This window comes from Psychrobacter pasteurii (assembly GCF_900162815.1).
GTDB classification, from domain to species: Bacteria; Pseudomonadota; Gammaproteobacteria; order Pseudomonadales; family Moraxellaceae; genus Psychrobacter; species Psychrobacter pasteurii.
This window is the reverse complement of record NZ_FUGD01000143.1, coordinates 1-13,628: the sequence shown is the minus strand read 5'-3', so window position 1 is coordinate 13,628 and position 13,628 is coordinate 1. Positions and strand designations below refer to the sequence as shown.

The window sequence follows — 13,628 nt, the reverse complement described above, 5'->3', positions numbered from 1 at the left end:
GATCGGGTCAGTAAATTAGTCGCAGTGAACGCCTTAGCATTTTGTTGGGCTTATCATGTCGGTATTTATAAAGACAAAGATAAGCCGTTAAAACGCAAGCTGAAGTCAAACGCTCGACCTCAAGCCAGTTTGTTTGCGCTTGGTCTGGATTTATTGATTGAAGGTCTTCGTTTGGTGTTTTTTAACAATGATAAGACTGTATTTCGACAGTTAGTTAGCTTTTTAACCCCTAAACCTATGAAAATCCGGTGGGGATGATTTTTTTGTCGTGTGCAGAGTAATTTTTTATCTTCCTACAAAGACAAGTCGCACCCTATACCTATAGGTAGGTTAGGCTAGAGCAGAGCAGCTATTTTAGGGCGAGATACGATTATTTTAAGTGCGGATACAATAAATTATAAAGTATCAAGGAAAGCTATGATGAAGGAATAACTAATAAAAACCGTTATTTTTTAGTTAATGAAAAACAAATAAGTTTTGTGATTTGGTAAATTTATAACCTTGAAAGGGAGAAACTGACTGTCAGTGTCTGGTAGTAAGCTATAATAGGTAACGTATGAAAAGTGAGGGGTGCTGGGCATGAGTAGTAAAAAAATCACGCCTGCCCACAACGCTTAGCAACCACTACAGAATATTTTCAACCCCCTGTTGTGGCGGTAAGGGGTTTGACACTCGCCCAGTCAGTTCCAATTATTATTGTAGCAAATAAGGGAAGGTTAGAAGAGAATAATAGGACTTATTGCATCAAATCTATTTGCCAATTATTGGCTTGAATAACAAGATTTAATTTACGTAACTTCATGGACAAATCGTCGGCTTGCTTCTGTAGGGCTGACACAGAGACCATCACTTTCCATTTTATTTCACGGGGGCTATAACGGGCAGCTTCGTTACTGGCCATATCAATGGCGTCGATTAAAAGTTTATGACGCATCTCCAATTCATCTCTTTTATTCAATAGGCTCAATAAAGATTCGCCTTCGCTGATTTGACTCAAAGCATTGGTGCGGTGAATTTTCTCTATTAGTAAGGCAAGCTCGGTGATGACTTGATTGGCTTCAATGATGAGCGCATTGGGATCTTCGTTTGGGGTATCACCGTCTTGCACTTTTACATTATTGGCAATGCGTGCTTTTAATTGAAACAGCTTTTTTTGTAAATCACTTCGGATCAATAATGCTTCTGCGAGCTTCATGGTATTTCCTATTTAATAGGTGATAGAGGTTCTATATTCTGTATAAAGAGCACAATGCTCACTCTATAAGATAATAACTTTACAGGAAACTGACTCTATAAGTTAAGCGTTTTTTATGGGTTATAAAAATAATATGTTTTAAGCATAAAAAAAGCCAGCCGAAGCGGTAATGCCAGTCAGTTAAGCAAGAGACTTAGCGGAGATATGGTTTTTTAAAACCAGATGACTCCATAAATATGGGGCTCTAGAAAAAACAAATTTCACGATTCTGCTATAAAATCTCTTAACTGACAGGCATTAAGCCGAAGCTGACTTTTTATAATAACAATGATTTACAGTTTAACGCTCAACTTGACTAACATCACGTACAGCACCGGTATCGGCACTGGTAGTCATAGCAGCATAAGCACGTAAAGCTTGGCTCACATGACGTTCACGGCTAACGGGTTTCCACGCTTGGCTACCACGGGCTTCCATTTCTTCTCTACGTTTTGCCAATTCACTGTCAGAGATTTCAAGATTGATACTGCGGTTAGGGATATCAATGTGAATGGTATCACCTTCTTCTACCAAGCCAATAGCACCACCTTCAGCGGCTTCTGGGCTAGCATGACCGATTGATAGACCCGAGGTGCCCCCAGAGAAACGACCATCGGTTAATAAGGCACACTCTTTGCCCAAACCTTTTGATTTTAGGTATGAAGTGGGGTAGAGCATCTCCTGCATGCCTGGACCACCTTTAGGTCCTTCGTAGCGGATAATGACGATATCCCCAGCCACAACCTTATCGGCCAAAATAGCGTCAACGGCATCATCCTGCGATTCAAACACACGAGCACGACCGGTAAACGTTAAGATGCTGTCATCAACACCGGCAGTTTTTACCACACAGCCACGTTCAGCAATATTACCAAATAATACTGCTAGACCGCCGTCAGTAGAATAGGCATTGTCGACAGAGCGAATACAGCCAGACTCACGGTTTAGATCAAGGTTAGACCATGCTTTATTTTGAGAGAATGCTTGCGTGGTACGTACCCCACCTGGTGCTGCGATGTATAAATCACGAGCAGTTTGATGGTTTGGATGGTCAGTATTCATCACATCCCACATCTCAAGTGCTTCTTGCAGAGTTTTTGCATGAACGGTTGGAATGTCTGTGGTTAATAAACCAGCACGGTTTAGTTCAGCCAAAATAGCTAGAACACCACCAGCGCGGTGAACATCTTCCATGTGGTATTTTTGCGTTGCAGGGGCGACTTTTGATAAGCAAGGCACACGGCGACTTAATTGGTCAATATCGGCCATTTTGAAGTCAACTTCTGCTTCGTGTGCGGCTGCTAATAAATGCAAAATAGTATTGGTTGAACCGCCCATCGCGATATCAAGACTCATAGCGTTTTCAAACGCCTCTTTGGTGGCAATAGAGCGGGGCAGTGTAGACTCATCGTCTTGCTCATAACGGCGCTTAGCTAAATCAACAATACGGCGACCTGCTTCTAAGAATAACTGTTCACGTTTGGCATGAGTGGCCAATAATGAGCCGTTACCTGGCAGTGATAGACCTAAAGCTTCAGTCAAGCAGTTCATAGAGTTGGCTGTAAACATACCTGAACATGAACCACATGTTGGACAAGCAGAGCGCTCAATTTCTAGGACATCTGCATCGCTAACATTATCATCAGCAGCATCAATCATAGCGTCTACTAAGTCTAGCTTACGGATTTTTTTACCGTCTTCATTTACAGGAGAGTCTAGATTGTGGCTTGGCGCTAAGTCTTCAGCCAATACTTTACCCGCCTCCATTGGGCCACCTGAAACGAAAATTACTGGGATGTTTAGGCGCATAGCAGCCATCAACATACCTGGTGTAATTTTGTCGCAGTTTGAAATACAAACTAGAGCGTCTGCACAGTGAGCATTCACCATGTATTCAACTGAGTCAGCGATTAAATCACGACTCGGTAGCGAGTACAGCATGCCGCTGTGACCCATAGCAATACCGTCATCGACAGCAATGGTATTGAACTCTTTAGCAACACCACCGACTCTTTCAATTTCTCTTGCTACCAATTGTCCCATATCTTTTAAATGGACATGGCCTGGAACAAACTGAGTAAATGAGTTAGCAATGGCAATAATAGGTTTGTCAAAATCACCATCTGTCATACCTGTGGCACGCCATAAGGCACGAGCACCGGCCATGTTACGGCCTGAAGTTGAGGTCTTAGAGCGGTATTGCATACAACATCCTTTTTATCTTTAGAGGTTCATTTACTATTAGCTATTGTAACCTATTAATCCGATTTTGGTTAAAGCAAATAATATTGTCTATGTATAACATAATATTATGATTTATTTGGACAAATTGCTATATCAATCTTTGGTTGATAGCGTCTTCTAAATTAGTAATATGGGACTTGCTTTCTTCTAATAAGGCCAAAGCAGCCAGGCCATACTCACCAGGTAACAGTTGATACTCTGCCAACTGCGGTATCTCTATCCAGTCATGATCCAAGGTCATCACAAGGGGCTTATTGCCCTTATTGAGCACAAAGATGTCACCATAAAAGTTCCAGTCTTGCATGGAGGCTTCCACTGCTTTCTCTGCAGTCGTGGTATAAACAGGGTCGTAGTCTTTGGCAGTGTTGGTGAACTTTAATCTTAGGGCAATTTGCAGCCGCTCACAAAACATCACTAATGTGCCCGTAACCTTGACCATCCATGGGGTAGGGACTAAGGCTGCCTCTAACCCTAGTAGCTGAGCGGCTTGTTGAGCGGACATGGGGGTTTGAAACTGCTTTAACAGATTACCTGTTAAAGGGTGCAGCTGCTTTAACTCATCAGATAAGGCGTCGTAATGATAAATAAAAGGCAGTAGCTGCTCTTGAGTCACCGACTTATCAATAATTTTGCAATTATGAACCTGCCAGGGTGTGTCTTTATCATTTAATAAATCATTAAGCATCAGGGTGTTGGGGCTTGCTAGTAAGCTGTTGGCAGCAGAAGCTTGAAGTGCATTATCAGCAGTGGACACAGTCTCCAAGCTTGTATCAGCAGGGGTCCTTGAGGGGTCAAGCGGGGTGTTCGATGCCATAAAGCTTGCGTCTGTAGTCATAACTTAACTCTCATTATTAATAGATTAATTATTAGAAGGGCGTAGCTCAATTTCGCCTGCAAGACGCTGTTGAATATTTGACAGCAGCTGCTTGGTCACCTCTAAGTCGAAGATGCCGGTATCTGATGTTGACTCTAAATTAGCAAAATCTTCAAGCTTTAACATTTGCATGCCAGCATAGCCACAGGGGTTGATGGCATTAAAAGCAGCCAAATCACAAGTTAGATTTAAAGCGATGCCATGATAACTAAACCCGTGTTTGATTTTAAAGCCAAGAGAGGCAATTTTGCCTAACATCAAATCTTCATTGTTATAAATATAAACCCCAGGAGCATCACGGCGAGACTTTGCATAAAAACTTTGACCGCGTGAGTCACGGCTTAAACAACTGTTTAGAATATCTTCAAGGCTCTGCTCGGCGTGAGAGACCATATCACGCACTGTCCAATTTGCTTCATTTAAATCAATAAGCCAATATAGTACTAGTTGGCCTTTGCCGTGCCAGGTCACTTGGCCACCACGATCGGTTTGAATAACGGGTGTATTTCCGCGGTGTAAGATATGTTCTTCTTTACCTGCTTGACCCAAAGTATAAACATCATTGTGTTCCACGACCCATATCTCATTTGGGGTTATGATGCCTTGCTTTTTATTCTCAATACGAGACAAGGTAGTGTTTAGCATAGCTTCATGAGTGCTTGTGTAATCCGCATTTAATAGGGTGCGAATGACTGGAATATTGTTTGGGCTAGTATTGTTATTCATTTGTAAAACAGCCATAATCAAATAATGTTTTGTTTTAGGGACAGGTTATCTATAACAGAACGAAAGATATTAACTAACTGATATTAACTAACTCATATCAACTAACTATGATAACTAAAAAAAGTAGAGTTTGGGGTAAGTTTCTTCTATTCAAAACCTGCTTTTTTATTAAAATATATTTTTTACTCTCACCGTTTTGTAATTAGAGTCCACTGCAGATTAAAGCATTATCGAAACCTGCTTAAACTCAAATTACTTTGTAATATTTAAACTATCCTGGATCTATGTATCACAGTATTTATAACTAAAAGGATTTTGTGCTATGAAAACCTCTCGCCGTCTACGTAAAGCTGTAAAAAATAAAAACATCGTTATTACTGGAGGATCTAGTGGGATAGGCGAAAGTACGGCCTATTTGCTAGCAGAAGCTGGTGCACACGTGATTTTAATAGCCCGCTCATTAGACAAGCTGGAAGCAGTACAAGCTAAGATCACAGCCTTTGCCGGTAAAGCCAGTGTGTATAGCTGCGACTTAACAGACATGGATGCTATTGTTGATACTGCACAGCTTATTTTAAAAGAGCATAAGCATGTGGACATCTTAGTTAATAATGCTGGTCGTTCAATTCGCCGTTCTGTGGATGAGTCTTTAGATCGTTTCCACGATTTTGAGCGTACCATGAGCATCAACTATTTTGGTGCAGTCAAACTGGTCCTAGAGTTTATGCCTAATATGCTTAAGCGTAAAAAAGGTCAAATTATTAATATTTCATCTATCGGTGTATTAGCTAACACCCCTCGCTTCTCAGCTTATGTGGCGTCAAAGGCTGCTCTTGATGCGTTTAGTCGCTGTGTTGCTGCTGAAGTTAAAGGCAAAAAGATTCACTTAACTTCTATTTATATGCCTTTGGTTCGTACGCCTATGATTGCGCCGACTAAGATGTATAACTACATGCCTGCTTTAAGCCCGCAAGAAGCGGCTAACTTAGTAGCCAAGGCTATTGTTGAAAAGCCAGTGAGTATTTCAAGTAACATGGGGCGCTTTGCTTCTGCTACTTACTCTTTAGTGCCTAAGTTTAACCTAGGTATCCAATCTTTGGGCTATCGTATTTTCCCAGACTTTAAAAACGCTAAGCGTAAAGATGCTAAGCCTAATCTTTTACAAAGAGGGTTCTCTCGTATCCTACCAGGTGAACCACACTAATTACTTGCTAATTAGTAGTGAGAAAAATTAAATAGCAGAATTAAAGGACGAATTGTGCTATTTTTTATACTAGCTTATAAGTCGGGCTGTATTATTAACAAAAACACCGACCTAAGTTGCAAGACTGTGATGTGGAGCTGTTACATTTTAGGTATATAGTTCTTCAAAAAAATAACTCTTTTTTAAACAGGCTCTTAGTACAATTAATTGAATTAACTAAGAGCCTTAATAAAAAGGGCTTTGGTTCATAAAAATTTGGTTTTTTTAAATTTGTTTTTTTAAAAAAAGACACTATTTAAAGAAAACCACTAGGCGGCTAATTTTAATAGTGCCGCCTTAATTTTTGTGAACCAACACAGTATTGCAATCTTGCTAAGTTAAACAACAATTATTTATGACGCAATCATAAGGATGTTTGAATGAGTCAGAGTATTATTACTACAAAAGAGCAGTTACAAAATCAGTTTGATCACATGTACAAACTGAGCCGCAAGCGTCCGATTAATTCATGGTCGGATAGAGAAACTTTACTTGAAAGCTTAGAGGATATGCTTAGTGAAAATAAGCAAATCTTCGCTGACGCAATAAGCCAAGACTTTGGTCATCGCAGCCAAGATGAAACTAACTTGGCAGAATTGTTTCCAAGTTTCCAAGGGATTTCTCATGCCAAAAAGCATGGTAAGTCTTGGATGAAAACCCGCCGTGCACCTATCTCTACCATCTATCGCCCTGCCCATAACGAAATTCAGCCTCAGCCTCTAGGGGTCGTGGGTATTATGGTGCCTTGGAACTATCCTTTGTTTTTGGCCGTAGGTCCTATGATTGATGCGCTGACCGCAGGTAACCGTATCATGATTAAAATGAGTGAGTCGGCTCCCTTGTTTGCCGAAGCATTTGCTGAAGCGGTTTCTCGTCACTTCTCAGCTGATGTGGTCTCTGTGGCCATTGGAGAAGTAGATTTAGCGATAGCCTTTAGTGCACTGCCTTTTGATCATCTGTTATACACTGGCTCAACCAATGTGGGCAAACAAGTTATGGCAGCTGCTGCCCCTAATTTAACGCCTGTAACCTTGGAGTTGGGTGGTAAGTCTCCGGTTGTGGTATTGGATGAGGTGAACTTAGAAAGTGCTGTGAACCGAGTGATGATGGGTAAGACTCTAAACGCAGGTCAAACCTGTATTGCCCCTGATTATGTCCTGATTAACTCTTCACTACACAGTAAGTTTGTTAAATTGGCGAAGGAATGGGTTGAAAAGCATTACCCTAACATCGCTAATAATGAAGACTATACCCGTATCATCAATGACAGCCAGTTTAAGCGAGTGCAAGGCTATCTCGAGCAGTTACCCAGTGAGCAGGTGGTACCGTTAACCAATGTTGCTGCTGATCCAGAAACACGCTTAATGCCTCCGGTAATTGTGCTGGATCCAGATACACAAAGTGAGGTAATGCAAAACGAGCTGTTTGCGCCTATCTTGCCTTTGGTACACGTTAATGGATTACGTGACGCAGTTGAGTTTATTAATAGCCGTCCACGCCCGTTGGCTCTATATGTCTTTGGTGAAGATAATGATGAGATTGACTATGTGCGAAACTACACAGTTTCAGGTGGCGTAGCGGTCAATGAAGTCATTATGCATGTGGCCCAACATGAGTTGCCTTTTGGTGGTGTGGGTCATTCTGGTATAGGGGCTTATCATGGTCAAACTGGCTTTGAGCGTTTAAGCCATATGAAGCCTGTGTTTGTGCAGTCTAAATTCAATGCGATGAACGTCATGTTACCTCCCTATAGTGATTTATTTAGAAGAGGCTTAGAGTTTTTATCAAAATAAGACCTCTAAGTAATTCTGATTACTAAATAAAGATGCTAAGCTAACAAATCGCATAAGCTAAGGCCCTTCTATAATAGAGGGGCTTTTGTTTTTTAGGCAATTTTTTACTCAAAACTGCTAACCCTAATAAAGCATGTTTATAAAACAAAACCATTAAAAGGAAACTATGATTTTTATTAATAAAAATATCGAATTAAGTGATAAAGAGATCGAGCTAAACCCCATGCGAGCACAAGGAGCAGGCGGGCAAAATGTAAATAAAGTGTCCTCTGCCATTCATCTTCGCTTTGATATCGCCGCATCAAGCTTGAGTGATGACTTAAAGCAGCGATTGCTTGATAGCAAAGACAGTCGTATTACTAAAGAGGGTGTGCTTATTATTAAAGCTCAGCAGCATCGCACCCAAGAGCGTAATAAGCTTGATGCTATAGAGCGTCTAAAAGACTTCATTTTGGCTGGAACTGAGGTTCAAAAAGCCCGAACTCCCACTAAGCCGAGCCGTAACGCCAAACGCAAACGTACGGATAGTAAAGTGCAACGTGGCAGAACTAAAGCGCTACGAGGTAAGGTCAATATCGAGTAGGTGTTTTGAGAATAAGTAGAGACGCTATGTGCTGAGGCAACAAAGAGTAGATTGTTTAGGGAATATAAAATGACACTCTGCATTGGTAATTTTTGACAGATTGCGGTATAACCAAGGTAGGCAGTTTGCTAAATAAATCAAAACACTCTTTTTAACCACAATAATCAGATATAGGTATTGCCTTGCGCCCACTTAACTTACGCCACTTACACCAATCAAGCTTAGCTAAACGATATTCTCTACTGGGCCTGCTATTGTTGTGTCTGTCGTTATGGTCATCGCCGGTTATGGCGGCTTGTGGTGCCGCTGATGGTAAATCAGTGAAGTTTGGCTCTTTGACTTGGGAGAGTGGTCAATTTATCTCCTCAGTATTGCAAATCATCGCAGAAGACGGTTATGGCTGTGATACTGAACTGGTGCCCGGTGCGGGGCCTGCATTAGAGACCGCATTGGCACAAGATGACATACAAGTCATTGGTGAGCAGTGGGTTGGGCGATCACCGATTATGGAAGAGGCCATTGATGCTGGTAAGGCGGCGGTTATTGGCGATACCTTACAAGGCGGTGCTACTCAAGGCTGGTATGTGCCTAAATATGTGCTTGAGGACAACCGTGGATTAAAAAGCTATCAAGATTTGCCCAAATACGCACACTTATTTACTGATCCTGAAAACCCATCTAATGCAAGGTTTTTAAACTGTCCCACGGGCTGGACCTGTGAGGTGTTTAATACCCATCTGCTAAAAAATACTGGTTTGACCACGCCAAATAGCGAGGGAATTAAATTTAATAACGTTCATCCTGGCACAGGGGCTGCCCTTGATGCTGAGATTTCCTCTGCCTTTGAGCAGCGTAGACCCTTGTTGTTTTATTATTGGCAGCCAACCGGCCTGATGGCGAAATATGACTTTGCTGAAATCCCGTTTGCCAAACATGATGAGCAGTGTTGGGATAAGCTGCTTGATGCCAATAGTCAGACAAAGTGTGTCTCAGGCTTTCCGGTATCGAATCTGGGTGTCGCTGTTTCCACCCCGTTTATAAATAACTATCCAGAGCTGGCCTCTGTCTTTGAGAAAGTGCAATTTACGCCTGGCACGTTAAATGGTGCTATCTTACAAATGAGTGAGAGTAAGCGCAGTGGAGAGGAACAAGCCAAGCTATTCTTGCAGCAAAATTCGCAGCTGTGGCAACAGTGGCTGACACCTGAGGCGGCACAAAATTTAGCCAACTCGCTGAATGTTTCTTTGGATGGCTCTGCGATTGATAGCAGTAATATCAATACGAATACTGCCGCCTTTAGCTGGTTTCCAGAATGGTCATTTGAAAATCAATTAAATCAGTCACTGAGCTATTTGGTACAAAACTTCGGTGATGTGTTTCGCTCGATTAGCAAAGTAACTTTAACCTATTTGCTACTGCCTATAGAAAGGCTGATGTATATCACGCCGCCTTGGTTGATTATCGCACTGGTATCACTGCTTGGCTGGCTGGCAACCCGTAAGCTTTGGTTTGCAGCAACTTGCGGCATTGGACTGTTTTTAATCGGGGCATTTGGGTTATGGCCAGCATTAGTACAGACCATGGCTCTACTCATTGTCTCAGTGATTGTGACCATGGTGTTAGGCATTCCTATGGGTATTTTGATGGCTGGTAGCAATCGCTTGCGCCGAGTGGTCACACCGGTACTCGATGTGATGCAGACCATGCCAAGCTTTGTGTATTTAATCCCAGTGTTGATGCTGTTTGGTATCGGTAAAGTACCGGCCTTATTTGCTACCGTCATTTATGCACTGCCGCCCTTAATTCGTCTAACCATGCTGGGTATCAAGCAGGTGCCACATGAGATGATAGAGGCCGGTCGCTCCTTTGGTAGTAATCACAAACAGCTATTGATTTGGATTAAATTACCACAAGCGCTGCCCAGTATCATGGCCGGTATTAACCAAGCAGTGATGATGTCGCTGTCGATGGTAGTTTTGGCCTCCATGATCGGTGCACCAGGGCTTGGCGAGGATGTGCTGCAATCAATTCAAACGCTAAATATTGGTCAGGGCTTGCAGGCAGGAACAGCGATTGTGATTATGGCAATTATTATTGACCGTATCACTCAAGCTTTTGGTCAAGGGCGACGCGCGCGTGATGAGCTGCGTCATCAAAACAAGAACTAGATAATCTAGGCATACAACAAGTATAAAAATAGAGTTTAAATACTAAAACCATTTATTTTTGATAAAAAGAACACCGCTATGAGCCACATTCGATTAGAAAACGTCAGTAAAGTCTTTGATGTCACTCCCAGTGAAGCTGCACAAGCACTGAAGCTCTTAGAGCAAGGCATGAGTAGTAGTGAGGTACGTGAGCAGACCGGCTATTCGGTGGGGCTGTATGATATCAATCTAAGCATTGAGGCCGGCGAGCTACACTGTGTTATGGGGTTATCAGGATCTGGTAAATCGACCTTAATTCGTCATATCAATCGCCTTATCGATCCCACAGAAGGCAAAATCTGGATAGATACTCAACACAGTGTGGGTACGCCTGATTATTTGGATAGCGCTGAGCAACTCTCAGATCAGCCCAATGTGATTAATGTGCTTAGCCTTAGCGACAAACCCTTACAGAAGTTTCGTCAAAACAACGTCAGTATGGTGTTTCAGCACTTCGGTCTGGTGCCACATATGACAGTAATTCAAAATGTGGCTTATGGACTTCGGGTCCGTAAGATGCCCAAATCCGAGCGTCATGAGATAGCCCGTCACTGGCTACATGAGGTGGGATTAGAGGGTATAGAAAGCAGCTACCCCGATGAGCTGTCGGGCGGTATGCAGCAGCGAGTCGGCCTAGCACGTGCACTAGCCGTGGATACCCCGATTATCTTGATGGATGAAGCCTTCTCAGCGCTTGATCCGTTAATCAGAGGTCAATTGCAAGATCAGTTACTTGAGCTGCAGCATAAGCTGAATAAAACCATTGTGTTTATTACCCATGATATTGATGAAGCGATTAAGCTGGGCAGCCGCATCAGTATCTTAAACGGCGGACGACTGGTACAAACAGGCACGCCGCAGCAATTGCAGGACAATCCTGCTGATGCTTATGTTGAGCGTTTTATGGTCGCCAGGGGGTAGTGTGATAGCGAATTAGAATATGTTTCAAACCCTAAGAGTTTTAATTTATGAGTAATTTACGAGTAAAAAGTTATGCAATTAGCAACTTAGCGCAATAAAACTCATCTAATATTATCCTCATCACAAATTTCTCTTTGCAATAGCCCTCGACAGTCACCATTATAGGTATATAGCCCAAAGGCTATAAATTCAAATAGCTTACGTAAAATAGCCTAAGCAAATAAAAAAGGTTCTACACCCATGTCACACTCAGCCACTAACAATCTCTTTGATAAGCGTCCGCAACTAAAGCGTCTTGTACTATTGACCGGCTTTATTGTCGCCAGCGGTACCTTATTACCTGCCTGCGGTAAGGTGGCTCAAGATAACGGTGCTAAACCTACAGCCGAATCCTCAAATACAGGTATTACTGACAGCCGTGATATGTTACCTACCGAGGTGCTCAATCAACTAAACGGATTGCCGCAGCTGACACAAGGTTTAGGCAAGTCGGGTGCGGATGTGTTGGACTCTAATAAACCCACCTTAGTGAAGTTTTGGGCAAGTTGGTGTCCACTGTGTTTAGGCACGCTTGAAGAGACCGAAACGTGGCGCAAAGATGCTGCTTTTGAGGGGCTTAATGTAGTGACGGTTGCTAGCCCCGGCCATCTTAATGAAAAAGAGTCAGCAGATTTTACTCAGTGGTACGCAGGCGTGCAGACAGATTATCCTAAGCTGCCAGTGTTGATTGATAATTCAGGCAGCTTAATCAAACAGCTAGGCGTACAAGTCTATCCAAGTTGGGCCATTTTAGATAAAAAAGGCAATTTGGTGCGCCTGATAAAAGGCAATCTTACCGAAGAGCAGGCGTATGCACTGGCAGAAAACGCAGAAAATGACTTTGCTGACCTCAAAAATAGCAAAGCCAAACCAGCTCAAGCAGGGGCTGATAGTACCCAAAGTGCCAAGTCTGAGACACCTAATAGCAAAAATGGTGTCTATTACAATTCAGAAGGCGCACCGATTAACACCAAGACCATTTATTTGGCTGGTGGCTGCTTCTGGGGTTTAGAGGCTTATATGGAGCGGGTTGATGGGGTAGTGGATGCCATCTCCGGCTATGCCAATGGTAATCCGAAACTGACCGACCCAAGCTATGAGCAAGTGATTGCCGGCTCTGGGCATGCTGAGACCGTTAAAGTGGTTTATGATGCGGATAAAATAGATTTAGAAACGGTTTTAAAGTACTATTTGCGGGTTATTGATCCGACCAGCCTAAACAAACAGGGCAATGATAGAGGTGTGCAATATCGCACCGGTATCTATTATACGGATGCGGCCGATAAAGCGGTGGCTGAGCAAGCACTTGAAAATATTGCCTCAAAATATAGTAAGCCGATTGTGGTAGAGAACAAGCCACTACAAAACTTCTCATTAGCTGAAGAGTATCATCAAGATTACTTAGCCAAAAATCCCAATGGCTATTGTCATATTGATTTAAGCCTAGCTGACGATAAGATTCAGTCGACCCGTAAAACGATTAAGCTGGCACCTGCTAATACGGTAGCTGAAGCGTTAGATCCAAAACGTTACGCTAATTTTGATAAAAATGCGTTAAAAAACACCTTGACCAAGTCGCAGTATGACATCACTCAAAAGGCAGGTACCGAGCGTGCCTTTAGCCATGAATACGACCATTTATCACCAGTCGCCGTAAAACCACCTACTTCAGGGGGTGGATATAAGGCGACACACACTGTCGTAAGAAGTCGTTAAAGGGTTGTAAGCTAAAATTAATCTTGCGATACTAAGCATATGAAAACC

General features: G+C 42.5%; 10 protein-coding genes and 1 pseudogene. 7 read left to right on the top strand and 4 right to left on the bottom strand.

Annotated elements, in window-relative coordinates:
* Positions 1-258: pseudogene (locus A1232T_RS14175) on the top strand (hypothetical protein); the annotation flags it as partial.
* A 478-nt stretch (positions 259-736) separates the two neighbouring features.
* Here the strand turns inward: A1232T_RS14175 and A1232T_RS12465 are convergent.
* From A1232T_RS12465 to lipB, 4 genes are all read right to left on the bottom strand, one after another.
* Positions 737-1,195, bottom strand: a complete 459-nt coding sequence (locus A1232T_RS12465; RefSeq protein WP_077449712.1) for a DIP1984 family protein — start codon at positions 1,193-1,195, stop codon at positions 737-739.
* Between the two features lie 339 nt (positions 1,196-1,534).
* Positions 1,535-3,439 (bottom strand): dihydroxy-acid dehydratase, encoded by a 1,905-nt coding sequence (gene ilvD, locus A1232T_RS12460; RefSeq protein WP_077449711.1) that lies wholly within the window; start codon positions 3,437-3,439, stop codon positions 1,535-1,537.
* 127 nt (positions 3,440-3,566) lie between these two features.
* Positions 3,567-4,313, bottom strand: a complete 747-nt coding sequence (locus A1232T_RS12455; RefSeq protein WP_077449710.1) for a hypothetical protein — start codon at positions 4,311-4,313, stop codon at positions 3,567-3,569.
* Positions 4,314-4,337: 24 nt separating this feature from the next.
* Positions 4,338-5,078 carry a lipoyl(octanoyl) transferase LipB gene (gene lipB, locus A1232T_RS12450; RefSeq protein WP_244152474.1) on the bottom strand — a complete coding sequence of 247 codons (741 nt, stop codon included), beginning with the start codon at positions 5,076-5,078 and terminating at the stop codon, positions 4,338-4,340.
* Between the two features lie 322 nt (positions 5,079-5,400).
* Here lipB and A1232T_RS12445 point away from each other — a divergent pair, with 322 nt between their 5' ends.
* The 6 genes from A1232T_RS12445 (at position 5,401) to msrAB (ending at position 13,580) form a co-directional block, all read left to right on the top strand.
* A complete protein-coding gene (locus tag A1232T_RS12445) occupies positions 5,401-6,282 on the top strand; it encodes an SDR family NAD(P)-dependent oxidoreductase (RefSeq protein ID WP_077449708.1) in 882 nt (293 codons plus the stop codon).
* Between the two features lie 419 nt (positions 6,283-6,701).
* On the top strand, positions 6,702-8,114 hold the full coding sequence (locus A1232T_RS12440; RefSeq protein ID WP_077449707.1) for a coniferyl aldehyde dehydrogenase: 1,413 nt from the start codon (positions 6,702-6,704) through the stop codon (positions 8,112-8,114).
* 166 nt (positions 8,115-8,280) lie between these two features.
* Complete coding sequence (gene arfB / locus A1232T_RS12435; protein WP_077449706.1) at positions 8,281-8,697, top strand: alternative ribosome rescue aminoacyl-tRNA hydrolase ArfB; 417 nt, start codon at positions 8,281-8,283, stop codon at positions 8,695-8,697.
* 287 nt (positions 8,698-8,984) lie between these two features.
* Positions 8,985-10,865: a glycine betaine ABC transporter substrate-binding protein gene (locus A1232T_RS12430; protein ID WP_077449705.1), complete on the top strand. Its 1,881-nt coding sequence runs from the start codon at positions 8,985-8,987 to the stop codon at positions 10,863-10,865.
* Positions 10,866-10,943: 78 nt separating this feature from the next.
* Positions 10,944-11,825, top strand: coding sequence for an ATP-binding cassette domain-containing protein (locus A1232T_RS12425; protein WP_077449704.1), 882 nt, complete (start codon positions 10,944-10,946; stop codon positions 11,823-11,825).
* 240 nt (positions 11,826-12,065) lie between these two features.
* Positions 12,066-13,580 carry a bifunctional peptide-methionine (S)-S-oxide reductase MsrA/peptide-methionine (R)-S-oxide reductase MsrB gene (gene msrAB, locus A1232T_RS12420; protein ID WP_244152473.1) on the top strand — a complete coding sequence of 505 codons (1,515 nt, stop codon included), beginning with the start codon at positions 12,066-12,068 and terminating at the stop codon, positions 13,578-13,580.
* Positions 13,581-13,628 lie beyond the last annotated feature (48 nt).

What these genes read in the sequence shown, in the direction of transcription:
- A1232T_RS12465 (WP_077449712.1), bottom strand. Translation starts at nt 1,195, where the DNA reads ATGAAGCTCGCAGAAGCATTATTGATCCGAAGTGATTTACAAAAAAAG.
- ilvD (WP_077449711.1), bottom strand. Translation starts at nt 3,439, where the DNA reads ATGCAATACCGCTCTAAGACCTCAACTTCAGGCCGTAACATGGCCGGT.
- A1232T_RS12425 (WP_077449704.1), top strand. Translation starts at nt 10,944, where the DNA reads ATGAGCCACATTCGATTAGAAAACGTCAGTAAAGTCTTTGATGTCACT.
- A1232T_RS12455 (WP_077449710.1), bottom strand. Translation starts at nt 4,313, where the DNA reads ATGACTACAGACGCAAGCTTTATGGCATCGAACACCCCGCTTGACCCC.
- lipB (WP_244152474.1), bottom strand. Translation starts at nt 5,078, where the DNA reads ATGAATAACAATACTAGCCCAAACAATATTCCAGTCATTCGCACCCTA.
- arfB (WP_077449706.1), top strand. Translation starts at nt 8,281, where the DNA reads ATGATTTTTATTAATAAAAATATCGAATTAAGTGATAAAGAGATCGAG.
- A1232T_RS12445 (WP_077449708.1), top strand. Translation starts at nt 5,401, where the DNA reads ATGAAAACCTCTCGCCGTCTACGTAAAGCTGTAAAAAATAAAAACATC.
- A1232T_RS12440 (WP_077449707.1), top strand. Translation starts at nt 6,702, where the DNA reads ATGAGTCAGAGTATTATTACTACAAAAGAGCAGTTACAAAATCAGTTT.
- A1232T_RS12430 (WP_077449705.1), top strand. Translation starts at nt 8,985, where the DNA reads ATGGCGGCTTGTGGTGCCGCTGATGGTAAATCAGTGAAGTTTGGCTCT.
- msrAB (WP_244152473.1), top strand. Translation starts at nt 12,066, where the DNA reads ATGTCACACTCAGCCACTAACAATCTCTTTGATAAGCGTCCGCAACTA.